This window comes from Virgibacillus dokdonensis (assembly GCF_900166595.1).
Classification (GTDB): Bacteria; Bacillota; Bacilli; order Bacillales; family Amphibacillaceae; genus Virgibacillus; species Virgibacillus dokdonensis.
The window spans coordinates 1,940,795-1,962,886 of sequence record NZ_LT745763.1; the positions used below are offsets into that span (position 1 = coordinate 1,940,795).

At 35.7% G+C, this 22,092-nt stretch carries 22 protein-coding genes; 20 read left to right on the top strand and 2 right to left on the bottom strand.

The genetic code is table 11. The features are described from left to right. Positions 1-5 precede the first annotated feature (5 nt). From spoIIIAF to spo0A, 17 genes are all read left to right on the top strand, one after another. A complete protein-coding gene (spoIIIAF, locus tag B2C77_RS10605; protein WP_077703577.1) occupies positions 6-626 on the top strand; it encodes a stage III sporulation protein AF in 621 nt (206 codons plus the stop codon). Beyond that, on the top strand, positions 623-1,252 hold the full coding sequence (spoIIIAG, locus tag B2C77_RS10610) for a stage III sporulation protein AG (protein WP_077703578.1): 630 nt from the start codon (positions 623-625) through the stop codon (positions 1,250-1,252). The genes spoIIIAF and spoIIIAG overlap by 4 nt, the downstream gene beginning before the upstream one ends. Before the next feature lie 13 nt (positions 1,253-1,265). Next, on the top strand, positions 1,266-1,847 hold the full coding sequence (locus tag B2C77_RS10615) for a SpoIIIAH-like family protein (RefSeq protein WP_077703579.1): 582 nt from the start codon (positions 1,266-1,268) through the stop codon (positions 1,845-1,847). Positions 1,848-2,228: 381 nt separating this feature from the next. After that, entirely contained in the window at positions 2,229-2,714 is a 486-nt protein-coding gene (accB, locus tag B2C77_RS10620; RefSeq protein ID WP_077703580.1) for an acetyl-CoA carboxylase biotin carboxyl carrier protein, read from the top strand. Positions 2,715-2,727: 13 nt separating this feature from the next. Next, entirely contained in the window at positions 2,728-4,089 is a 1,362-nt protein-coding gene (accC, locus tag B2C77_RS10625; protein ID WP_077703581.1) for an acetyl-CoA carboxylase biotin carboxylase subunit, read from the top strand. 13 nt (positions 4,090-4,102) lie between these two features. Further along, on the top strand, positions 4,103-4,501 hold the full coding sequence (locus B2C77_RS10630; protein ID WP_077703582.1) for an Asp23/Gls24 family envelope stress response protein: 399 nt from the start codon (positions 4,103-4,105) through the stop codon (positions 4,499-4,501). Positions 4,502-4,914: 413 nt separating this feature from the next. Further along, complete coding sequence (gene nusB / locus B2C77_RS10635; RefSeq protein ID WP_077703583.1) at positions 4,915-5,295, top strand: transcription antitermination factor NusB; 381 nt, start codon at positions 4,915-4,917, stop codon at positions 5,293-5,295. Between the two features lie 144 nt (positions 5,296-5,439). Continuing rightward, entirely contained in the window at positions 5,440-6,300 is an 861-nt protein-coding gene (gene folD, locus B2C77_RS10640) for a bifunctional methylenetetrahydrofolate dehydrogenase/methenyltetrahydrofolate cyclohydrolase FolD (protein WP_077703584.1), read from the top strand. Beyond that, the gene (gene xseA, locus B2C77_RS10645) at positions 6,290-7,642 is read left to right on the top strand and encodes an exodeoxyribonuclease VII large subunit (RefSeq protein WP_077703585.1); all 1,353 of its coding nucleotides are present in this window, start codon (positions 6,290-6,292) and stop codon (positions 7,640-7,642) included. Before folD ends, xseA begins: the two co-directional genes overlap by 11 nt. Then, a complete protein-coding gene (locus B2C77_RS10650; RefSeq protein ID WP_073004335.1) occupies positions 7,635-7,865 on the top strand; it encodes an exodeoxyribonuclease VII small subunit in 231 nt (76 codons plus the stop codon). Before xseA ends, B2C77_RS10650 begins: the two co-directional genes overlap by 8 nt. A 2-nt stretch (positions 7,866-7,867) precedes the next feature. Further along, complete coding sequence (locus tag B2C77_RS10655) at positions 7,868-8,752, top strand: polyprenyl synthetase family protein (RefSeq protein WP_414930306.1); 885 nt, start codon at positions 7,868-7,870, stop codon at positions 8,750-8,752. A 697-nt stretch (positions 8,753-9,449) separates the two neighbouring features. Further along, entirely contained in the window at positions 9,450-10,025 is a 576-nt protein-coding gene (locus tag B2C77_RS10660; protein WP_077703586.1) for a hypothetical protein, read from the top strand. A 19-nt stretch (positions 10,026-10,044) separates the two neighbouring features. Beyond that, a complete protein-coding gene (locus B2C77_RS10665; protein ID WP_077703587.1) occupies positions 10,045-10,881 on the top strand; it encodes a TlyA family RNA methyltransferase in 837 nt (278 codons plus the stop codon). 96 nt (positions 10,882-10,977) lie between these two features. After that, positions 10,978-11,427 (top strand): transcriptional regulator AhrC/ArgR, encoded by a 450-nt coding sequence (ahrC, locus tag B2C77_RS10670; RefSeq protein WP_073004330.1) that lies wholly within the window; start codon positions 10,978-10,980, stop codon positions 11,425-11,427. Positions 11,428-11,449: 22 nt separating this feature from the next. Further along, the gene (gene recN, locus B2C77_RS10675) at positions 11,450-13,171 is read left to right on the top strand and encodes a DNA repair protein RecN (protein WP_077703588.1); all 1,722 of its coding nucleotides are present in this window, start codon (positions 11,450-11,452) and stop codon (positions 13,169-13,171) included. A 280-nt stretch (positions 13,172-13,451) separates the two neighbouring features. Beyond that, complete coding sequence (gene spoIVB / locus B2C77_RS10680; protein ID WP_077703589.1) at positions 13,452-14,648, top strand: SpoIVB peptidase; 1,197 nt, start codon at positions 13,452-13,454, stop codon at positions 14,646-14,648. 393 nt (positions 14,649-15,041) lie between these two features. Further along, positions 15,042-15,818 (top strand): sporulation transcription factor Spo0A, encoded by a 777-nt coding sequence (spo0A, locus tag B2C77_RS10685; RefSeq protein ID WP_077703590.1) that lies wholly within the window; start codon positions 15,042-15,044, stop codon positions 15,816-15,818. A 71-nt stretch (positions 15,819-15,889) separates the two neighbouring features. Here spo0A and B2C77_RS10690 read toward each other — a convergent pair whose 3' ends face one another. Both B2C77_RS10690 and B2C77_RS10695 read right to left on the bottom strand, forming a co-directional pair. Beyond that, positions 15,890-17,239, bottom strand: a complete 1,350-nt coding sequence (locus B2C77_RS10690) for an aspartate kinase (protein WP_077703591.1) — start codon at positions 17,237-17,239, stop codon at positions 15,890-15,892. 154 nt (positions 17,240-17,393) lie between these two features. Then, the gene (locus tag B2C77_RS10695; RefSeq protein WP_077703592.1) at positions 17,394-17,645 is read right to left on the bottom strand and encodes a DUF2627 domain-containing protein; all 252 of its coding nucleotides are present in this window, start codon (positions 17,643-17,645) and stop codon (positions 17,394-17,396) included. A gap of 174 nt (positions 17,646-17,819) precedes the next feature. On the opposite strand from B2C77_RS10695, the gene B2C77_RS10700 reads away from it, so the two are divergent. From B2C77_RS10700 to B2C77_RS10710, 3 genes are all read left to right on the top strand, one after another. Beyond that, positions 17,820-19,886, top strand: a complete 2,067-nt coding sequence (locus B2C77_RS10700; RefSeq protein WP_077703593.1) for a sigma 54-interacting transcriptional regulator — start codon at positions 17,820-17,822, stop codon at positions 19,884-19,886. A gap of 118 nt (positions 19,887-20,004) precedes the next feature. After that, positions 20,005-20,931 carry a phosphate butyryltransferase gene (yqiS, locus tag B2C77_RS10705; protein ID WP_077703594.1) on the top strand — a complete coding sequence of 309 codons (927 nt, stop codon included), beginning with the start codon at positions 20,005-20,007 and terminating at the stop codon, positions 20,929-20,931. After that, on the top strand, positions 20,931-22,025 hold the full coding sequence (locus B2C77_RS10710) for a Leu/Phe/Val dehydrogenase (RefSeq protein ID WP_077703595.1): 1,095 nt from the start codon (positions 20,931-20,933) through the stop codon (positions 22,023-22,025). Before yqiS ends, B2C77_RS10710 begins: the two co-directional genes overlap by 1 nt. Positions 22,026-22,092 lie beyond the last annotated feature (67 nt).

Consider the following 22,092-nt stretch of genomic DNA (forward strand, 5'->3'; position numbering starts at 1 on the left):
TTGAATTGCAAATAGTTATTGACTGGGTCACACAAATTATTCTATTTATCTTGTTAGCTACGGTCATTGATTTAGTTATTCCAGCTAATTCCATGAAAAAATACATGAAGCTCGTTGTCGGACTTATCCTTATATTAATTTTGTTAAAGCCTATATTTTATATTTTTCAAATCGACGTCCAACGTGCAGTGGAAAGCTCTCTATCAGGTGTTTTTGAAGAAATGAATCAAAACAATTCTCTAGATAATTCCATTAAAACACAAAAAAATGAAATAGAAGCTACACAAGATGCATATATTTTAGAACAAATGGCTGTCCAATTAAAAGAAATAGCAGAAGATCCACTTCATGAAGCGTTTCAAACAGAAATTACAGATATCCAATTTCAGTTTGTAAATGGGAAAGATAAGACATATGAAAATTTGGACAAAGTCATTGTGTATGTGAATGAATTAAAAAATGGGGAGGGAGCAGTGCGAAACGTTGATGATGTAGTAATTTATTCAGACAGCCCAGATGTATCTAAAGAAAATAACGAATTGAAGGACATAGAAAATAAGCTATCCGATCTATGGGAAATGGAGCAAAAAAATCTAATTTTACAATGGGAGGGAGGGGCACCTTGATAGAGAAATTAAAAGAATTTTTTCAAAAAGACGGAAAAAAACCACCTAAAAAATTGAGCTACATGATCATTTTAGCCTTAGTCAGTGTAATGTTGTTAATTATTGGTAATATCTTTTCAACTTCATCAGAAACAGATATGGAAGAGCCGATCCAACAGCCAACGGAACAGGCAAGTGAACCGAATTCAAAAGAAACAGCATCTCCAAAGGAGGCAACAACGTCAAATATCGAAGAGCTGGAATCTGTTTATACAAAGGACTTACAAACATTGATAAATAAAATCCAAGGCGTTAGTGAAGCTGAAGTCATGGTCAATTTGGAATCTACAAGTATTAAAGTATATGAGAAAAACTTAATTAAAGGGCAACAGACTACAGAGGAAACGGATACGAATGGGGGAACGCGAGAAATTGAAGATGGAACGGAAGAAACACAAACAGTGTTAGTAAGGCAAGGTGAAAAGGAAGTCCCTTTACTCATTCAAACGAAAAAGCCGGAAGTTAGAGGTGTATTTGTTGTAGCTAAGGGAGCTGATCATGCCACAGTAAAAAAATGGATTGTTGAAGCTGTTTCCCGTGTCTTAGATGTGCCAACCCATCGAGTGTCTGTAATGCCAAAGAATTAGGGGAGGAATTTAAATGTTAAAAAAACAAACAGTGTGGCTATTAACTATGTTAAGTTTAATGATTTTATTAAGCGTCTATTATATGACTTCACCTGATAGTGAAGATTTAGCTTATATCAATGATGGACAAGAAAATGCGCAGGAAGAAAAAGCGGTTCCTACTGATTCAGAAGCCAATGATGATGCCGAAGTAGAGGAGATTTCTAATGTAGGGCAAGATGAATTGTTTACGACAATTCGTATGGAGTTACAAGATAAACGTAACATGGAAAAAGAGAGATTAACCGACATCGTTGCTTCAAGCTCCGCTAGTTCTGCTGAAAAAGATGAAGCTTTACAAGAAATTGATGCAATTGAAGACTTGGCATCAAAAGAAAAGATTTTGGAAGAAACCATTGTAGCTTCTGCCAACTACAAAGATGTACTTGTTCGATCTGAAGATGATAGTGTAACCGTACAAGTGAAGGTTGAAGAAAATCTTCCAAAATCAGAAGCTGTTTCCATTATTCAAATGGTCAAAGATGAATTAGGAGATAAAAAAGTAAATGTATCGTTTCTGCCTTCTCAAGGAGAAACGGAAAAAGATACAGAATAGATGGTTGAAATCCGGGGGAGCCCGGATTTTTTTATGCTATAAAATGAAGGGTCATAGTTATATGAAAGCTACAGTCACTAAAGTACCCACATTTTCTTATTACTAATTGTGTCTTCTATTAATAAGGAGCAAATTCAATATAAAAACGTTCTGTTAAGGTAGTTGCACTAGTAGTGAGTCCATCCTAGGGAGTAGGAATCGAACTGACGCGCGCTTTTCATTCGCTTTCCATTTTCAGTTTGTTATAATAAAAATACAAGCTATTTGTATGACATCTCTTCATAATATATCTTGAAGTTTGTTTATCATTTATCGTAAAATATTAACAGGAGTTATTAGTACCTAATAATAAGCTAGAAAATGAAGGGGTGCCTTGAATATATGTTAAATGTACAAGAAATCCAGGAATTAATAAGGTTAATTGATCAAACGTCTATTGAAGAATTTAAGTATGAAACAAGCGGAGCTTCTATTTCATTAAAAAAATCTTCTACAACTGGACAAGTACAACCTAAAAATATACCTGAAAAAAATGTATCTGAAACAGTAGCACAGATAGAATCAGAAAAAGCGAGTGCAGAAAATACACAAGATGCATCTTCCCAAAAAGAAAGCACAGTAGATTATGATCATGAAATTGTTTCACCTATGGTAGGAACATTTTATGCAGCTCCATCCCCAGAGAGAGAAAACTTTGTTTCAATAGGTAGTAAAGTTGATAAGTCAAGCGTTGTTTGTATTGTTGAAGCAATGAAATTATTTAATGAAATTGAAGCAGAAGTTGAAGGTGAGATTGTCGAAATATTAGTAGAAAATGGTGAGTTGGTAGAATATGGTCAGCCGCTATTTCGAGTTAGTACAAAGTAAGGGGATGTAAAGTGTGATAAAAAAACTGCTGATCGCAAATAGAGGGGAAATTGCTGTTCGAATTATTCGAGCTTGTAAAGAGATGGGTATTGAAACAGTAGCTGTATTCTCCCAGGCTGATAGTGAAGCTCTTCATGTGCAAATGGCTGATGAAGCTTATTGTATTGGGCCAACTCAAAGCAAGGATAGCTACTTAAATTTTACCAATATCATGAGTATAGCAACGCTGACAGGTGTAGATGCTATTCATCCAGGCTATGGCTTTTTAGCAGAGAATGCCGATTTCGCTGAAATATGCCGTGCATGTAATATTACTTTTGTTGGTCCTACGCCTGAGGCCATTCAAAAAATGGGAATAAAAGACGTAGCTAGGCAAACAATGGAAGCCGCTAATGTTCCTATTGTTCCAGGTTCAGATGGAATCATTCATGATGTAGAAGAAGCAAAAGAAATTGCTAATCAGATCGGTTATCCAATCATCATTAAAGCAACTGCTGGCGGTGGCGGGAAAGGAATACGAGTAGCGCGAACCGAGGAAGAATTAACGAAAGGGGTAGAGATAACTCAAAAAGAAGCAGAGACTTCTTTTGGTAATGCGGGTGTTTATCTCGAAAAGTATATTGAGGATTTCCGACATGTGGAAATCCAAGTTTTAGCTGATAAACATGGGAATGTTATCCATCTTGGTGAACGAGATTGTTCCATTCAACGTAGGTTGCAAAAACTTGTAGAAGAAGCGCCATCTCCAGCAATCACTCCAGAAATCCGGGAAAAAATGGGAGAAGCTTCCGTCAAAGCTGCAAAAGCTGTAGGCTATGAAGGCGCTGGAACTATTGAATATATTTTTGATCGTAAAACACATCAATTTTATTTCATGGAGATGAATACACGTATACAAGTCGAGCACCCTGTGACAGAATTAATTACTGGTATTGATTTAATAAAAGAACAGATCAAGATTGCTGATAACGAAGTATTAGCATATTCTCAGTCTGACATTTCTTTTAACGGATGGGCTATAGAATGTCGTATTAATGCTGAAAATCCCTTTAAGAATTTTATGCCTTCAGCTGGAAAGGTTGATATGTATTTGCCACCTGGAGGTCTAGGGGTCCGAGTAGATGCTGCTGTTTACCCAGAGTATCGAATACCTCCTTATTATGATTCAATGATTGCGAAACTGATAACGTACGGTAAAACTAGAGAAGAAGCAATTCATCGAATGAAAAGAGCTTTGGATGAGTTTATTGTTGAAGGCGTGCATACGACAATACCATTTCACCATAAAATTATGGAGCATCCCGTTTTTATAAATGGTGACTTTAATACAAAATTTCTTGAAGAAAACCCTATAACGCAAGACGAAGATGAATAAAGGAGTTGAGTGTATGAGTGAACAACCGTTATTAAACGTAAGTGATGACAGTTTAGGTAAGGTCGAGATTGCGCCAGAAGTCATTGAAGTTATTACTGGTTTAGCTGCTTCAGAAATAGACGGACTTTACGCAATGCGAGGAAATTTTGCCTCTGGCGTAGCTGAGCGGTTTGGTAAAAAGGCGCATAGTAAAGGGGTAAAAGTAGAATTAACAGAGAACGGAATTGTCATTGATCTGTATGTCATTTTACAATTTGGTGTATCTATTCCACATGTGGCACAGTTGTTACAAACAAATATTAGACAAACTTTGAAAAATATGACTGCGTTAGAAATTGATGAAATCAATGTTCACGTTGTTGGCATTCAAATGGATTATCCAGAAGAAGCAACAGAAAAAACGAACAGTTAAATCTTTTTTGTAGCAATAATTTTATTAAAACGCCCTTCATGAAAAAATATGTTCTCATGAAGGGCGTTTTTCTTCTGCTATAGGAAAGTATAAAATTTAAAAGGTTTATAGTATAATTTCGCCAGAAAAACTTGGCGATACTCCAAGATATTTCTAATCGTAGTGTTCCAATATTTGGTTCGTAAAAAATAAAATCTTTAAAAAATAATATAGTTAAGAAGTGACGTAATCCTGTTTTTCGCAAGAAGATGGATTAATTACTTTCAGACAAATGTTTGACAATATTTTAGCTCTTCCAATAGAGTTTTGTTGTATGATTCATTTTGGATGTAGCAATTAAAGGTTGATTGTAGCGTTGCTATTGGAATCGTGTTATGATTTTGGGAGAGATGAACTAAAGGAGTTAGTAAGGAATGAATAGACATGAAGCTAGAAAGAAGGCATTGCAAATCATATTTTCTATTGACATTCATGAAATGCAATCCATTCATGAAATGGAACATTTGGATGAACAAGTAAGAAAGGATGCCTTTTTAAATCTACTTGTAAACGGAGTAATAAACTATAAGGTAGAAATCGATCAAATCATTAGTGAGAAACTAGAGAATTGGAGCTTAGAAAGGATTGCGTCTGTTGAAAAAGCAATTTTGCGGATTGCAGTTTTTGAAATACGCTACGTAGAAGATATTCCTGTAAGTGTTTCTATTAATGAAGCCATTGAGTTAGCAAATACGTTTGGAGATGAAAAATCTGGTAAATTTATTAATGGTGTATTATCACGCATTAGTGATTAATGATCACCAAGTATTATAAACACCCAAAATTAGGTCAGTATTTGTTATAGTAGGAAAATGGTTCAGATGATTCGTAAATTTATTCTTGTTTGATCAGTAATAAAGCGGTTTTTATGAAAGTTTAAATTGAAGGGGGTACTTGCATTGTCTGCAGAAATTATTAACGGGAAAAATTTGTCATTAGCTTTAAAGGAAGAAATGAAAAAGGAAGTAGATGCGTTGAAGATAGATGGTATTCATCCTCAACTCACTGTTATCCTTGTTGGAGATCACCCTGCATCTAGATCCTATGTGAATGGAAAGGAAAAAGCTTGTGGTGAAACGGGAATAGGCTCACATATTATTGAATTACCAAAAACAGTTAGCGAATCAGATCTTTTGAAGGGAATACATAGGCTAAACGATGATGCAAATGTACATGGGATACTTGTTCAGTTACCATTACCGGTTCATATCAATGAACAAAAGGTGATTGAAACTATATCTCCTGAAAAAGATGTAGATGGCTTTCATCCAATTAACATTGGTAGAATGATGACAGGAATGGATACATATTTGTCATGTACACCATACGGAATTATAACGATGCTTCGCTCAAAAAATATTTCTATAGCAGGAAAACACGCGGTTGTTATAGGAAGGAGTAATATTGTTGGAAAGCCAGTGGCACAACTGTTGATAAACGAAAACGCCACAGTAACTACTTGTCATTCTAAAACAGAAAACCTGAAGCAATTTACACGAATCGCTGATATCCTTGTTGTTGCTGTAGGAAAAGCGAATATTATTGATGCTAGTTATGTTAAAGAAGGGGCTACCGTGATTGATGTAGGGATGAATCGTTTAGAGAACGGAAAATTAACCGGTGATGTAGATTTTGACTCTGTACAAGAAAAGGCATCATTTATAACTCCTGTTCCTCGTGGAGTAGGTCCTATGACGATCACTATGCTTTTAAAGAACACGATTAAAGCAGCAAGAAGGTTGGAGAACCGTGAAGGATAATTATCTAACTGTTACGGCATTAACTAGATATATTAAACGCAAGATGGATGTGGATCCTCATTTACGCCAAGTATGGCTTCGAGGTGAGATTTCGAACTTTAAACATCATTCTAGAGGACATATGTATTTAACAATTAAAGATGATCGATCACGAATTCAAGCAGTAATGTTTGCAGGCAATAATCGCTCGTTAAAATTCCAACCTGAAAATGGAATGAATGTTTTAATTAAGGGAGAAATTAGTGTTTTTGAAGCATATGGGCAATATCAACTATATATTCAACAAATGGAACCAGACGGCATTGGCGCGCTGTATGTTGCTTTTGAGCAATTAAAAGAGAAGTTGGAGAAACAAGGATACTTTGATCATTATGTCAAAAAAAATATCCCGCCATTACCAAAAAATATTGGTATTATTACGTCGCCAACAGGAGCAGCTGTAAGGGATATTATTACAACCATTAAACGACGCTATCCTATTGTTGAGTTAACGGTCATTCCAGCATTAGTTCAAGGAGAAGCAGCTGCTCGATCCATTAAACAGGCCATTGAAATTGCCAATCAAAAGGGAGACTTTGACCTGTTAATTGTTGGAAGAGGCGGCGGATCGATTGAAGAGCTTTGGAGTTTTAATGAAGAAATAGTGGCGAAAGCTATTTTTCATTCTAACATTCCTATCATTTCTGCGGTTGGGCACGAGACGGATACGACAATAAGTGATTTTGTAGCTGATTTACGAGCCCCAACCCCTACGGCTGCTGCAGAAATTGCTGTACCGTCGAGTCAAGATCTTAAAGATAAGATTGCTACACTAAAACGCATGGCGACGAAAGATATGCAAGAAAAATGGAAACAACAGCAAAAACACCTTTTTAGACTTAAACAGTCATATGCTTTTCGCTACCCTTATCAGTTGCTGAAACAAAAAGAACAAGAATTAGATGGGAAAATAGAGCAATTACAAAAAGCGATGTTACATACGAAGGAAGCAAGTAATAAGTCCTACGAGCACTTATGGGCTCGGTTCACCGTTCAACATCCTGGAAAACAAGTAGAAAGAGGAAAACAACAGCTTCAACAATTAGTGAAACAACAATATATGGTGATGAAACAACTACATACAGACAAGGTAAAAAAACTTCATAATGAAATGGATAAATTAAGCTTGCTTAATCCATTAGCAATAATGAAGAGGGGATTTTCTATTCCTTATACAAGTGCAGGACAGATTATTAAGTCTGTGCATGCTGTTGAACGGGAGGATGCGATTTCTTTACGTTTAGCAGATGGACTTTTAAAGTGTAAAGTTATAGAAACAAAGGAGGAGAGTCAAAATGACTGAGGAAGAATTATCATTTGAAGAAGCGATGCAACAGTTAGAGGAAGTTGTAGAAAAGCTGGAAACAGGAGACGTTCCATTAGAAAAGGCAATCAGCTACTATCAAGATGGCATGAAGCTGTCGAAACTTTGTACGGATAAGTTAAACCAAGTAGAAGAAAAAATGACCAAAATTATGAACGAACAGGGAGAATTAGAAGGATTCCCACTTCAGGAGGAAGAATAAACGTGGAACGAAAAATGGAGATGTATTTAGAGGAAAAAAAACAATTCATAGACAGTGCTTTAAAAAAGTATATGCAAGCTTTACAAGTTCCTCCTGCATTAAAGCAGTCAATGACTTATTCAGTAGAAGCTGGCGGTAAACGATTAAGACCAATATTATTACTTGCAAGCTATGAAGCGTTTCAAAAGGATATAACTGTAGCTTTAAGTTCCGCTGCAGCACTGGAAATGATTCATACTTATTCATTAATTCATGACGATTTACCCGCAATGGATGATGATGATTATCGTAGAGGTAAACTAACCAATCATAAAGCTTTTAGTGAAGCTACAGCTGTATTAGCTGGAGATGCTTTGTTGACTTACAGCTTTGAAATAATAAGTAAAGATGACAAACTTACAGCTGCCCAAAAAGCAGAATTAATAGCGCTATTAGCTGAAGCAAGTGGCCCAAAAGGGATGGTCGCTGGACAGATTTTAGATATGGAAGCAGAAGATCGAGCGATTACTTTACAAGAGCTTGAACGTGTACATACTTTAAAAACAGGTGAGTTACTTCGCTACGCTGTCCATGCAGGAGCATACCTAGGAGGGGCTACAGAGAAGCAATTGCACGAATTACAACTTTTTGCTTCTTATTTAGGACTTATTTTTCAAGTTCAAGATGATATATTGGATGTTACTGGTGATGAAGTAAAGCTAGGTAAACCGGTAGGTAGTGATGCGCTTAATTTAAAGAGTACGTATCCAAAATTGCTTGGTATAAATGGTGCTATTGAGAAAAAAGAACAATATCTTCTTAAAGCAAAAGAATCTCTGCAAGCTGCAGGCGTAGAAAATTCTAATCTGATGGATTTAGCCATTTATTTTGGCCAAAGAGATTATTAACCCATAGTTTTTTTCTAAAATATATGATATAATTTATGTAGAATAAGGAATGGTGCAGTATTCTAGTCAGTTCTCCGCACCTGAAGGCGAGCCTAAAAATTCGCCAAAGGGCACATCGATGAAGTTCCTTGTGCAGGCTTGAGGCGCCCAGCTTTGGGTCTGTGCTGGGAGTTAAGGTTATCGGGCGATCCACAAAGGCATGTGGGCGTTGACCCGATTTCCGCGGAGGCCCATCTCTGTAGTAACAGCTAAGCCTAGTTGTCATTATGGAATGGGGTATGAACCTGCAGTAGACGGTAAGGGACACCTGATATGCAGCGTAGCCTGCCTTGAGTGGTGACTGAGGGGATTAGGGCAATAAAACATGAAATTAGGTGGCCACTAATTTTATGTTGTAATCTCTATGAAATCAGCACTGCAAAAGAGGCTAGGGGACGGTTAAGAACTGCTGAGGAAATCTCCTAGACTGTTCATTCGACATTTAAAAGGGATTATAGTGTGGACTAAGTGGTAATCCAGTCTAGCTCTTGGTGACAAAGCTAAGATGGTTTTAAAGGGGAACCGCCTTTGTGGCAACACGGGGTAACCATTTGGGAAAACCTACTGGACCTAAGCCGCAGTTTTTACCTTTTAAATGACCATTCCTGTTATACATAGTATAAAATAATGTACAAGTATTAAAATAATGAGGTATGAAATGAAATCACATGTAAAACGATCGATTAATTTTAGTTTAACTATTGCCGTTATCACTTTTGTGTTAGCGGCTATTTTTTCAGTTATATCTTCTTCAATATTAAGTGGTGTTGCCTGGTTTATCGGACTTTTTATTGTATTTGTTATCGTTTTCGTTGGTGTTGTTTTTGATATGTTAGGTATAGCATCGACAGCAGCTAATGAGGCTCCATTCCATGCAATGGCTTCAGAAAAAGTAACTGGGGCAAAAGAAGCAGTGATTATTATTAGAAATGCCGATCGATTCGCCAGTTTTTGTAATGATGTTATTGGTGATATTTCTGGAATTGTAAGTGGAACTGCTTCAGCAATTGTAGTACTGCAAATGGCTAATCTTTTAGGTCATGGCGAGGGTTCTTCCGTTCAAATTATCATTTCTGTAGTGCTAACAAGTATTGTCGCAGCCCTTACAGTTGGTGGAAAAGCAATGGGCAAATTTTTTGCCATTAATGCTTCAACAAAAATCATTTTTTTTGCAGGAAAAGTCATTTCCATTATGGAAAATAAACTTAAAATAAGTGTACTACCTAAAAATTAATAAAAGGGAATTTGCCTGTATGAGTAAAAAAAGACTTGATGTGTTATTAGTAGAAAAATCACTTGCCGCTACAAGGGAAAAAGCAAAGCGTTTAATTATGGCTGGTCTCGTGTTTGCTGATCAACAAAGATTAGACAAGCCAGGAATGCAAGTAGATGAATCAATAAATTTGACGGTAAAAGGAAAATTATTACCTTATGTTGGACGTGGAGGTTTAAAGCTCGAAAAAGCGCTAAAGACTTTTTCACTTACAGTAACGGATAAAATTGTAATGGACATAGGTTCATCTACTGGTGGCTTTACAGATTGTGCATTGCAGAATGGTGCATCCTTATGTTATGCCATTGATGTTGGTTATAATCAGCTTGATTGGAAACTGAGAAATGATGACCGAGTTATTGTAATGGAACGAACGAATTTTCGTTATGTTACGGTGGGCATGCTGGAAAACGGTCAACCAAATTTTGCTTCTATTGATGTTTCGTTTATTTCACTACGCTTACTTTTGCCAGTCTTAAAGCATTTATTGGAAAATAACAGTGATGTTGTAGCACTAGTTAAACCACAATTTGAAGCAGGAAAAGAACAAGTAGGCAAAAAAGGAGTTGTTCGAGACAGCCGTGTGCACCAAGCTGTTTTGAGACAGATTATTGACTTTGCAGCGCAAGAAAAATTTCAGATATTAGATTTAACTTTTTCTCCTATAACTGGAGGAGATGGAAATATTGAGTTTTTGTTGCATTTAGGCTGGGAAAAACATAAACCAGCGACTAAAGATTTTTCTGATCACGAAATTGAAAGCTTAGTCTCTGAAGCACATGAAGCATTAGCTCGAAAAAAACAAAACAATAAGTAATCTTAAAAATTTTAGCACAGTGTAAGAGCATGTTTGCTATAATGCTTAAGATTGCATACTTTCTTATCGTGTAATTTTAAGAAATGGAGGCACCTGATGAGCAAAATACAACGACATATAAAGATAAGGGAATTAATTACGGATAATGAAATTGAAACGCAAGATGAACTTGTAGATCGATTAAAAAACTTAGGCTATAATGTAACACAAGCAACGGTTTCCAGAGATATTAAAGAATTACACTTGGTAAAAGTAGCAACAGCAAATGGAACATATAAATACAGTTTGCCTGCAGACCAACGCTTTAATCCATTAGATAAATTAAAGCGTTTAGTCATGGACGCATTTGTTAAAATTGATTATGCAAGCCATTTTATCGTACTCAAAACACTCCCGGGAAATGCTCACGCTGTTGGTGCTTTAATTGACCAGCTGGATTGGGAAGAAATAATGGGGACTATTTGTGGTGATGATACTTGTTTAATTATATGCAGAACAGAGGCAGACGCTTTAACGATAAAAGAACGTTTTATCGAGATGTTGTAAAACGAAAGTGGGGAATTATGTCGTGCTTACGGAATTGTCCATTCAGGATTTTGCGATAATCAACAAGCTTTCCGTTACTTTTAATGAAGGATTAACCGTTTTAACAGGTGAAACGGGAGCTGGTAAATCAATTATTATTGATGCGGTTCAATTGCTCGCTGGAGGTAGAGGTTCTGTTGAATTTGTCCGTCATGGTGCTAAAAAGGCAGATATTGAAGGTTTATTTATTATTGATCATGATTCACATCCTGTGTATACTATTTGCGAGCAGTATGGCATTGAAAGTGAAGACCAGCAACTTGTACTTAGACGTACCATAACAGCAAATGGGAAAAGTATTTGTCGTGTTAATAGCAAATTAGTAACTTTAGCTGTCCTACGCGAATTTGGAAGGACATTAATTGATATTCATAGTCAGCACGAAACACAGTCCCTTATGAATCCTGAGCATCATTTAGATTTGTTGGATTTATACCAGCCTGAATTAATTAATAAGGCGAAAAAAGAATACTTGAAATTATATGACCAATTATCTAAATTAAAAAATCGTTATCGTAAATTGAGTGAAAATGAACAAGAAACAGCTCAACGATTAGATTTGTTGCAATTCCAGTTGCGGGAATTAGAAGAAGCCCAATTACAACCTAATGAAGACAAGCAATTGGAAGAAGAAAGGAATACTTTAGCTAATTTTGAGCGTATTTATTCATCCTTACAACTTGCTTACAATTCTCTTTATGGCGAACAGAAAGGGCTTGATTGGGTCAATCAGGCGCAAATAGCGTTGCAAGATAATAGTAACTATGACGCTTCCCTAGCACAAAAAGCAGAAGATATTGCAAATTATTACTATGGGTTAGAAGAATTGACCTATGACTTAGGAAATCAAATTGAAACGTTGCAATTTGACCCAGAACGCCTAAATGAAATTGAAGCTCGTTTAAACGAAATTAATCGGTTAAAAAGAAAATATGGTCCTACTGTTTCGGATATGTTAACTTATATGGCAAAGATAGAAGAAGAAGTAGAAGAAATAAGCAATAAAGATTCTCATATATCCAAACTCGAACAACAAATAAAAGAAAAAGCCAAGGATGCTTTTTTGGAAGCTCAAGAATTGCGTGATATCCGAATAAAAGCTGCAGAGGCTTTGACAAAGGAAATTCATGAAGAATTAAAAGACCTTTACTTAGGAAAGACGGAATTTAAGGTCGATTTTGCTAAGAATATCGAACCACAAAAAGAACTAGATAAGCATTTGCATAAAAATGGAATGGATGATGTGACATTTTTGATCTCCACAAATCCAGGTGAACCTCCTAAACCCTTAAATAAAGTAGCTTCTGGAGGAGAGCTATCTAGGATTATGTTAAGTTTGAAGAAAATATTTGCAAGACATCAAGGTGTTACAAGTGTCATTTTTGATGAAGTAGATACTGGAGTAAGTGGTAGAGTGGCGCAAGCGATTGCTGAAAAGATATATCACATCTCACAGAAGTCACAAGTTTTATGCATTACACATCTTCCGCAAGTGGCGGCTATGGCTGATACACATAAATTAATTGAAAAAGAAGTAATGAATCAACGGACATCTACAACTGTCCATGAATTAAGCCAAAAATTGCAAATCAATGAACTTGCTCGAATGATTACAGGAACAAAGCTTACAGATACAGCGGTGGATCATGCTAGAGAAATGTTAGAAATGGCGATCCAATTTAAAGGAAAAGAGCATAATTTATAGTAAAAAGCCAGAAAATAAACTATCTGGCTTTTTCTTTTGTCAAAAATGACTAAGAATAAATTCGCCAAATTAGGTTGTGTCGTAGTTGAGAAGTTAATATCAATGTGAAAAAGATGAAAAATTAGTTTTGTTTTCTCAAAAACAATATACATAACAAATAAAAAAGCTGTAGGTAATGTTAGGCAAGCTTGCTTATCTTTCACCAGTTTAAATCATCGACAAAAAGCTTAAATTAAAGGTACAGATAAAAGGTGGTTTGGGTATGAAAAGAGGAGAGTGAATGAATTTGCGAACAAAGCACAACAAAATATTACGTTTCGGTATATGCTTTATGACAATGCTTGCCTTACTTGCGCTTCCTGTTATTACAAGCCTATTTAAAGCGGAAAGTCGAATTACACAAGCAGCTACTACAGCAACTAGCATGAGTCCAGAAGATACTTCTACACTTCATCAATTTACTGGATTACCTATTCAACAAACAAAAGCACAATCAAAGGAAGAAATAAAAATTATACCCGGTGGACAATCCATTGGGGTTCAGTTACAAACCAAGGGTGTACTCGTTGTTGGTCATCATTTAGTAAAGGGAAAAACGGGCAGAGTTTCACCTGGGGAAAAAGCAGATATTCAAGTCGGCGATGTTATTTTAGAAATTGATGGAAAAGAAGTTAAAAAGATGAAAGATGTAAAACCGTTTGTAAAACAAGCCGGACAATCAAAAAATGTGTTGGATATAAAATTAAAGCGAGGAAAGAAAACAATTTCTACCGAATTAGAGCCAGCTTTGGATGAAAAAGAAAATAATTATCAAATCGGATTATATATAAGAGACTCTGCTGCAGGAATAGGCACGATGACCTTTTATGATCCAAATTCCAAGAAATATGGAGCTTTAGGTCACGTCATTTCCGACATGGATACCCAAAAGCCTATAGAAATTAATAATGGCTCTATCGTACGATCTTCTGTGACCTCCATTGAAAAAGGAAATAATGGTATACCAGGAGAAAAACAAGCAACTTTTTCAGCAGCTGAAGATAAAATTGGATCTATTACAAAAAATACCGCATTTGGTATTTTTGGAAAGTTAAATCAAAATTTAGAGGAACTAAAAAAACCATTACCTGTAGCTCTACCTAACGAGGTGAAAGAAGGACCTGCAAAAATTTTGACAGTACTTGCCGGTGAGGAGATAAAAGAATACGATGTCGAAGTTGTTAGCAGTGTACCTCAGAAAAATGCAGCAACAAAAGGAATGGTTATTCAAATAAAAGATAAGGAATTGCTCAATAAAACAGGAGGAATTGTACAAGGGATGAGTGGAAGTCCTATTATACAAAATGGAAAAATTATTGGGGCGGTCACTCACGTATTTGTAAATGATCCTACATCAGGGTATGGCGTCCACATTAAGTTTATGCTAGAGGAAGCTGGTATTAATACAGCTACTTCATCACCAAAAAAAGTAAGTTAAATGAAAGGCTTGGTTGGATTTTTTCCAATTCAAGTCTTTTTTACGATGTGAGAAAAGTTAAATTGGACAAAGCTAAGAATTTGAAGTAATTGTGGTATACTTATTTAAAGTAAAAAAAGTTTTCTCTGAGAGGCATATGCTGAAAAGCGATTGACGATTTCATGTACTGTTTCTATAGCGCTTTTAACCTTATTTCTGTAAAATCTACAAATATTATTCGACAAATATCTATCTTTATTTATCGAATGTAGTCGTTTATTTTAGAAATATTGAGTAAAATAAAGCAAATCTCAAAAAAACCAATGTTTTTTAAATAAAAAAAGGATAATTTACATTTATGTAGAATATGTAGAATAAAGAGAAGTAATGTACTACATAAAAGGAGGAGCTTTTGTGGAAAAGATTGAAATTTGTTTAGTAGATGATAATCGGGAATTGATTAAGCTTATGGAAGATTATTTTGAAGAACAATCGGATATTGAAGTTATTGGTACGGCGTTTAATGGAAGAGATTGCTTGACCATGCTGGATGATTTAGAACCAGATGTCTTAATTCTAGATATCATTATGCCACATGTGGATGGGCTTGCTGTTCTAAATACACTACGTTCTTCGAAAGAGAATCCTCCACACGTCATTATGCTTACAGCTTTTGGGCAAGAAGAAGTGATGAAAAAAGCAGTAGATCTAGGTGCCGCTTATTTTATTTTGAAGCCTTTTGATTTAGATAACTTAGCTGAGCAAATAAGGCAAGTACAGGGCAGTTCCTCTTACTCTGTTGGTGTTTCAAAAGTTCAGCGAAAAGAAAGGAAAAAACAAGATTTAGAAGCAAGTATCACCAACATTATTCATGAAATAGGAGTTCCTGCGCATATTAAAGGTTATATGTATTTACGAGAAGCCATTACGATGGTATTTAATGATATTGAGCTGCTTGGTTCTATCACAAAGGTTTTATATCCAGATATAGCTAAGAAATACAATACTACTGCTTCACGTGTTGAACGTGCCATTCGTCATGCTATTGAAGTAGCGTGGAGTAGAGGGAATATTGATTCTATTTCTGCTTTATTTGGATATACAATCAGCATTTCAAAAGCAAAACCAACAAATTCAGAATTCATTGCGATGGTGGCTGACCATTTACGGTTAGAGCATAAAGCGAGTTGAAAAGTTTTCAAATAAAAAACATATCCCTCAAAAATATAAGGGATATGTTTTTTATTTGAATGAAAAAGATTTTAATTGACAAAAAAAGCATTGTATAATGATTGAACAGCTTTTTCTAGATCGTCAGCTATAATGCCAAACATCATAGAAACTTCTGATGACCCCTGATTAATCATTTCAATATTTACATTCGCACTAGAAATGGCGGACGTTGCTTTTTGAGCGACGCCAATTGTACGCACAAGTCCTTCTCCCACAATCATAATCATAGCGAGATTACGATGAATAGAGATTAAATCAGGGCATAACACCTTTTGAATACGTTTTAAAACTTGCTTTTCTTTTTCTAGGGGTAAATGTTTTTCCCGAATAATAATTGATAAATCATCAATACCTGAAGGAGCATGTTCAAAGGAAATACCTTCCTCTTCTAAAATAGAGAGCACTTTACGTCCAAAACCAATTTCTCTGTTCATCAAGTATTTACTAATATAGATACTACAAAAACCAGTGTCACTGGCAATGCCAACAACACATTTTTCGCTTGGTTTTTTCTCAGAAACAATGAATGTGCCAGTTGCTTGCGGATTATTTGTATTTTTAATGCATACTGGTATTTTTTCACGATATGCAGGAATTAATGCTTCATCATGAAACACGGAAAATCCTGCATAAGACAATTCACGCATCTCTTTATACGTAAGTGTTGTTATTTTTTTAGGGTTGTCTACGATGGAAGGATTAACTGCGTAAACAGAGTCAACGTCTGTATAATTTTCATATAGATCCGCTTTAACTCCAGCGGCTATAATGGATCCGGTAATATCAGAACCACCACGTGAAAATGTAATTAATTTTCCAGCATTTGTATATCCAAAAAAACCAGGAATAACTGAAATACCTTTTGTAGAGCGTAAATTATATATCATCTCAAAACTTTCTGGCAATATTTTTCCATTACCTGGTTCATCACTGACCATTATACCAGCTTCGCGAGGGTTTACGTAACGTGCTTCTAAACCAATTGAAGTAAGATAAGCGCTAAGAATTTTAGCTGAACTATCCTCACCAATTGCTTTTAAAGCATCTAATTTGCTAATGGGTGCTTCCTCCATATGTAATAGCTTATTAATGGACTCTTTAATTTCCCCCACAATAATGAAAGACAAGCCTAACTGTTCTACAATTTCAGTAAATCTTTTAATGATTGGATCAATATATGGCTCTAAAGAAGTTTCCTGTTGGCTTGCTTTCCATAATTGAATGAACATGTCCGTCATTTTTTGGTCTGATTTATGTTGTTTACCTGGAGCAGAAACGACAATAAATTTTTTTTGGAGGTCCTTCTTTATAATGTTGGCAACTTTCTTTATTTGTTCGGCACTAGCTACAGAGCTCCCTCCAAATTTTGCAACTTTCACGTGTGAATTCCTCCCGCTGATTTTTTATTTTTCATCATATCATAAATTCTGTTTATTTTCACATTATAAAGAATAAAAATGAATGTACTTACTTTAAGTGAAGGGAAGCATGTAGAAGGTAATGTTGAATGTCTACAATTAAAAAAATGGAGACTTAGTCCCCATTTGTATAACAATTCCTTTTTTGTTGCTGATTTTTTTGTCGTTTTCGATCACGGTGTATAATGAAACCACCTATGAAAGCAAGTCCAGCCAAGAATAGTATAAGCCCAATAATGAACTGAATACTACTATGTAAAAATATTGGATAGAAAGTAGCAAATAATGTGTCTCTCATTAACTTAATGCCAATAGCAGCTATTAAACCCGGGATAAACATAATAAGTATGGCTATGATTCGGATCATTGAAAATTCTCCTTCATTATTGTCAAGTATAGTATAGCAAAAAAGGATAGAAAAAGGAATAAAGGAAAACACCACTTCAAGATTGACTATAGAAATAAATGAAATACACATATTGCATTACTTTGCAGACTAACGTAAGATAAAAGTATGCAAAAAAATGCAAGGTGGGATGGAATGAAACGCGTTCTTATTGTTGGTGCTGGTAAAGGTGGGAGTGCAATATTAAAAATTCTCCATGCTACTCAAACTATGAAAGTCGTAGCTATCGTGGACACGAATACGTCTGCTCCCGGTCTAGTAGCGGCAGAAAAATGGGACATTCCTATAGGGCGTTCGTGGAAAAAATGGATTGATGAAAATATTGATATTATCATTGAAGCAACTGGTAATGAATTTGTATTAGAAGCACTATTACAGCGACGTAATCGAAGGACAGTAATTATTCCAGGGACAGTTGCTTATATCATTTCTGAGCTATTTGATGAAAAACAAGAGCTGTTAGAAGAAATAGAACTACAAATGCTAAATCAAGAGTTGATATTAAACAATATACGTGATGGCATGATTGTCGTCGATACTAATGGGTTTATCACTTTTGTTAATAAAAGTGCAGAAAAGATTATTAATACCTCAAAGCACAGACTACTTGAAGGAGAACATATAGAAAAAGTCATTTATCGTACACGTCTTACTGAAGTGTTAAAAAACCGTAGAAAGGAAATTAATCAAAAATTAACTTTAGAAAACGGGAAACAGATTATTGCAACAAGGATTCCAATTATACGGTCAGACAATAGTCTACTAGGTGCGTTTGCTGTTTTTAAAGATATTACGGAAGTCGTACATTTAGCAGAAGAAAACACAGACTTAAAAGAGATTAAAACGATGCTAGAAGCAATTATTCATTCTTCTGATGAAGCAATCAGTGTTGTAGACGAACAAGGTCTTGGGTTAATGATAAATCCTGCCTATACTAAAATCACTGGATTAGCTGCCTCTGATGTAATTGGCAAACCAGCAACTACGGATATTTCTGAGGGAGAGAGTGTACATATGAGGGTCTTACAAACGAGAAGACCCATAAGAGGAGTATTAATGAAAGTTGGCCCAAATAAGAAAGAAGTATATGTCAACGTTGCTCCTGTAATTGTAGATGGTAAATTAAAAGGCAGTGTCGGTGTACTTCACGACATTTCCGAAGTGCAGTCATTAACCAATGAACTAAAGCGTGCAAGACAGATTATACGTAATTTGGAAGCAAAGTATACATTTAAGGATATTATTGGTACTTCTCCAGAAATGAAAATTGCTTTAGAGCAAGCGAAAGTAGGCGCGAGGACACCTGCTACTGTTTTGCTTCGAGGCGCATCTGGTACTGGAAAAGAATTATTTGCTCACGCCATTCATAATGAAAGTGACCGTAAACACTATAAATTTATAAGGGTTAATTGCGCAGCTATTGCTGAAACGATATTAGAAAGTGAGTTGTTTGGCTATGAAGAAGGAGCTTTTTCTGGTGCTAAAAGAGGTGGAAAAAAAGGTTTCTTTGAAGAAGCAAATAACGGGAGTATATTTTTAGATGAGATTGGTGAATTGTCTTTACACATGCAAGCAAAATTATTACGAGTGTTACAAGAAAATGAAATTGTACGTGTTGGAGGAACGACGCCAATTACGATTGATGTGCGTGTGATTGCAGCAACCAATGTAAATCTCGAAAAAGCAATTATGGCAAAAACATTTCGTGAAGACCTATACTATCGATTGAACCGTTTACCTATATTTATTCCATCTTTAAAGGAGAGACTTTCTGACCTTCCATTACTTACGAAGCATATCATTACAAAAATTAATCAAGATTACGGAAGAGACGTGCAAAAAATTTCTGAGGATGCTATAACTCATTTAAATTATTATCATTGGCCAGGAAACATTCGTGAACTAGAAAATGTGATAGGAAGAGCTATGATTTATATGGGGATACAAGAAAAAACAATACAACAATCCCATCTGCCTCATTTAGGAAATCAGGAATGGAAGTCAAGTTTTTCACCAGCACTTCAAACAAGCTCTCCATCTTTACCACAGGCAATGGAAGAATATGAAAGAAATTATATTACTCAAGTATATGAGCAAAATGACTATAATAAAACAAAAACGGCCAAGTCGTTGCAAATTTCAATTCGAAACCTTTACTATAAAATGGAAAAACATCAAATTGCAAAGCCTGACCTGCAATAGATTGCAGGTGTGCGCAACAAATTGCAGGTGAGTAGTATTTAAGTGAAGCGCTTACAACGATTATTCTTTTGGCATAGTATTTGCAGAATAACTATGGCAGAGAAGATAGGAGGGAAATATGGGCAGTTTAAACCAATTAAAAATCGCAGCTAAAAATAAAGAAGGAAATATTGTTTCCATTGCAAATGCTGAAGATGAAGGTATATTACAAGTTGTAAAAATAGCTCTTGAAGAAAATCTTTGCCAATTTTTACTTGTTGGAGATGAAGAGAAAATCAAGGAAAAAGCAAAACGAATAGGGCTACATTTATCCAATTATAAAGAAAAAGTCTCTATTCAACATGCAGCCGATTTAATTGCGATTGCACATTTAAGCGTTAAAGCAGTAAGCCGAAAGCAAGCGGATATATTAATGAAAGGAAACATCTCAACAAAAGATGTTTTGCAAGCAGTTCTTGATAAAGAGTATGGATTGCGAACTGGAAAAATTTTATCACACACTGCAGTCTTTGAAGTTCCAAGTCAAGAAAAACTTGTGATATTAACAGATGCAGCAATGAATATTGCTCCAGATATGCAACAAAAAGTGACTATTATTGAAAATGCAGTACAAGTTGCACAAAGTATTGGGATAGAGGTACCAAAAGTAGCTGCTCTAGCGCCGGTAGAGAAAGTGAATCTTAGCATGCAGTCTACGATGGATGCTGCTATACTCACGCAAATGCAACGAAGAGGGCAAATAAAAAACTGTTTTATTGATGGACCTTTAGCATTTGATAATGCTGTTTCAGAGCGAGCAGCAGCTCAAAAAGGTATTTCATCAGAAGTTGCAGGAAATGCAGATATTCTTCTCGCCCCCTCCATTGAAGTGGGCAATGCTTTATATAAATCATTTATTTATTATGCACAAGCAAAAGTAGCTGCCCTTATTTGCGGAGCTAAAGCACCGATTATTTTAACGTCACGAGCAGATACTGTTGAAAACAAATTATATTCGCTATCACTAGCGATTATGACAACTAATCCAAATAGGAGGAGATCTTAATGGAACTATTTCGCTACATGGAACAAGATGATTATGAACAAGTCGTTTTTTGTCAAGATAAGAATTCTGGGTTGAAAGCAATTATTGTCATCCACGATACAACTTTAGGCCCTGCTTTAGGTGGAACAAGAATGTGGACCTATGAAACAGAAGCGGATGCTCTTGAAGATGCGCTTCGTTTAGCTAAAGGAATGACTTATAAGAATGCTGCAGCCGGACTAAACTTAGGTGGCGGGAAAACGGTTATCATTGGTGATCCGAAACAAGATAAAAACCCTGAAATGTTTCGTGCTTTTGGTCGTTATATCCAAGGTTTGAATGGAAGGTATATTACAGCAGAGGATGTAGGTACAACCGTGCAAGATATGGATACCATCCATATGGAAACCGATTTTGTGACGGGCATCTCACCTGAATCAGGGTCTTCCGGAAACCCTTCTCCAGTAACTGGTTATGGTGTATATAAAGGCATGAAAGCTGCTGTTAAAGAAGCATTTGGTGATGATTCTTTAACAGGAAAGACAGTTGCAGTTCAAGGTATAGGTAATGTCGCTTATGCTCTTTGTGAACATCTACATAAAGAAGGAGCTAATTTAGTAGTAACAGATATTAATGAACAAGCTGTGCAAAGAGCAGTAGAAGCTTTCAATGCAAAAGCAGTTAAACCGGATGCAATTTATGATGTGGATTGTGATATTTATGCACCTTGTGCACTTGGAGCCACGATAAATGATGACACTATTCCAAGAATAAAAGCAAAAGTTATTGCTGGATCAGCTAATAATCAATTGAAAGAGTCACGACATGGTGATATGATTCACAAGCAAGGGGTTGTTTATGCACCAGACTATGTCATTAACTCTGGCGGAGTTATTAATGTTGCTGATGAATTACAAGGATATAATTACGATCGGGCTATGAAGAAGGTAGAAACTATATATGACAGCTTGCTAAAAGTATTTGCCATCGCTAGACGAGATAATATACCTACTTACTTAGCTGCAAATCGAATGGCTGAAGAAAGAATTAAATCTGAAAATCGTTCTAGGAGTCAATTTTTGTTAAATGGTCATCATATTTTAAGTAGAAGATAAATAGAAGCCATTCGTGTTTGCTTTTGCACGGATGGCTACAAAGTAAAAAGCTATTTGCAAACCACAA

Bases quoted from the DNA above. Each gene is read 5' to 3' on its own strand.
- B2C77_RS10615 (WP_077703579.1), top strand. From the start codon at position 1,266: ATGTTAAAAAAACAAACAGTGTGGCTATTAACTATGTTAAGTTTAATG.
- accB (WP_077703580.1), top strand. From the start codon at position 2,229: ATGTTAAATGTACAAGAAATCCAGGAATTAATAAGGTTAATTGATCAA.
- B2C77_RS10630 (WP_077703582.1), top strand. From the start codon at position 4,103: ATGAGTGAACAACCGTTATTAAACGTAAGTGATGACAGTTTAGGTAAG.
- nusB (WP_077703583.1), top strand. From the start codon at position 4,915: ATGAATAGACATGAAGCTAGAAAGAAGGCATTGCAAATCATATTTTCT.
- B2C77_RS10650 (WP_073004335.1), top strand. From the start codon at position 7,635: ATGACTGAGGAAGAATTATCATTTGAAGAAGCGATGCAACAGTTAGAG.
- B2C77_RS10660 (WP_077703586.1), top strand. From the start codon at position 9,450: ATGAAATCACATGTAAAACGATCGATTAATTTTAGTTTAACTATTGCC.
- B2C77_RS10665 (WP_077703587.1), top strand. From the start codon at position 10,045: ATGAGTAAAAAAAGACTTGATGTGTTATTAGTAGAAAAATCACTTGCC.
- ahrC (WP_073004330.1), top strand. From the start codon at position 10,978: ATGAGCAAAATACAACGACATATAAAGATAAGGGAATTAATTACGGAT.
- spoIVB (WP_077703589.1), top strand. From the start codon at position 13,452: ATGAATTTGCGAACAAAGCACAACAAAATATTACGTTTCGGTATATGC.
- B2C77_RS10695 (WP_077703592.1), bottom strand. From the start codon at position 17,645: ATGATCCGAATCATAGCCATACTTATTATGTTTATCCCGGGTTTAATA.
- B2C77_RS10700 (WP_077703593.1), top strand. From the start codon at position 17,820: ATGAAACGCGTTCTTATTGTTGGTGCTGGTAAAGGTGGGAGTGCAATA.
- yqiS (WP_077703594.1), top strand. From the start codon at position 20,005: ATGGGCAGTTTAAACCAATTAAAAATCGCAGCTAAAAATAAAGAAGGA.
- B2C77_RS10710 (WP_077703595.1), top strand. From the start codon at position 20,931: ATGGAACTATTTCGCTACATGGAACAAGATGATTATGAACAAGTCGTT.